Below are 1,566 nucleotides of genomic sequence, written 5' to 3'. Positions count from 1 at the left end.
ACTGAAACTTGAAAGTATGAAGACAGACTGATCCCTTGGTATCACAGGGCATATTTTAATTAATTTAACCATTTAGCTTGCTGTTAACAGCGAAACTAACCGTTTCGGCAAAAATGTGAAGAACTGATTCATCATCTGAATAATTTGGGCTCTTCTTGCATAAACTTCATGATTAATAATCGTTTTTAACGAATTTAGAAGCCATACCAGTGCTTGAGACAACTCAATATCTGGCATGGCTTCGTTCATTATAAAGAATAAATCCCCAATGGTGCGATCATCCTGATTTTGCCGTTCCTGCCAAGCTAATAGGTCATAAGTCATCATGACAATTGCTAAATGGCCACAAAGCCCGTCATAATTTTGAACTTGTGATTTGTCGAGCCGCAAGTATTGCTTGGCAACTTTAAAGTAATTCTCAATTTGCCATCTTCGGGCGTATAGTTGAATGATCTCTTGTGGCTGAAGGCCTAACTGAGTCGTTGCCAGTACTAGGTAGTCATCTTGACGGGCCCGATTAGTCACAAATACCAAGCGAAGCTTGAATTTTTGGTTCCCGACGTGCGCTTCGACAAAGCAGCTGTATTGATAAGCTTGCTTGGGTTGATATTTTGAGGCCTGCAGTCGCTTGTATAATGCTCTAACTGAATATTGCCGTCCGCGATATTGATAGTAAATTTTGCTGGACCGTTTAAGCATGCCCACGCCGTTTAATCCCAACTTGGTTAATTCATAGAACATTTTTGGTGAGCTATACCAGCTATCAAATAACACATAGTCAGCTAGAACGCCATTTGCGAGGGCTTGCTTGACAAGTTGCAATGAAACGAGGTTCATTTTTTGCTGTGCTTGGCGACGTCTCCGGCCAGCAATTGTTCGTTGATCGGTTGTTTTAGCTGATTTTCCAAGGACGTTTTGTGGCTTCTTGGAAGACATTAATGCAAAGTTGATCGGTAAGAATGTATTGGCGTCACTCCAACCCAAAGTTAAAGCCCGGTATCCCTTAATATATAACTGTTTGTCATGGTCAAAGACTCGCGCTAGTAATTCGGTTTGGGTGGCGTACTCACGGGAAAAGAGTGTATCGTCAATGATCAATGCTAACCGCCGCCGGCGGTCAATAAACGGTCGTAAATGCTTGATTAAATGACTCCCAACTTGACAAATCAAGCGTTGCCAATTGATCCGGCCATCGTTCAAATTATTTCTGACGGTGCGACTGGTAAAGTTAGGTGTTTCATGGGCTCGATAAAGCGAGCGTCCCAGGAACTTTGTCGTGAGCAGCCATTCAATGACCTTCATCAAGCTGATTTCTGAATGCCGGCGATAATTCACCAACTTGGTGAGTTTAGATAGACCAATGAGGGAAGTAAATTGATGAACAATATTGTGAAGCTCGTTTTCTGTATTTTTTTGTCTTATAATATTCATGACGTAAGTCTCCTTTGTATCTTGGTTTTGGTCGACTAAAGTATACAACGCAGGAGAGCTTGCGTTTATTTTTTTGCCAAAAAAGCCAATAACCACACGCCTTTGGCGTGATTATTAGCTTTCAAGTTTCAGTTA

Annotated in this window: 1 protein-coding gene; it reads right to left on the bottom strand. The window is 41.5% G+C overall.

Going from position 1 to position 1,566, the window contains the following annotated elements:
• Positions 1-72 precede the first annotated feature (72 nt).
• A complete protein-coding gene (locus BHU33_RS04835; protein ID WP_054646993.1) occupies positions 73-1,431 on the bottom strand; it encodes an IS4 family transposase in 1,359 nt (452 codons plus the stop codon).
• Positions 1,432-1,566 lie beyond the last annotated feature (135 nt).

It is taken from the genome of Fructilactobacillus lindneri DSM 20690 = JCM 11027, from assembly GCF_002907375.1.
GTDB classification, from domain to species: Bacteria; Bacillota; Bacilli; order Lactobacillales; family Lactobacillaceae; genus Fructilactobacillus; species Fructilactobacillus lindneri.
The sequence above is the reverse complement of the archived record's forward strand: the minus strand, read 5'-3'. Positions and strand labels throughout refer to the sequence as shown.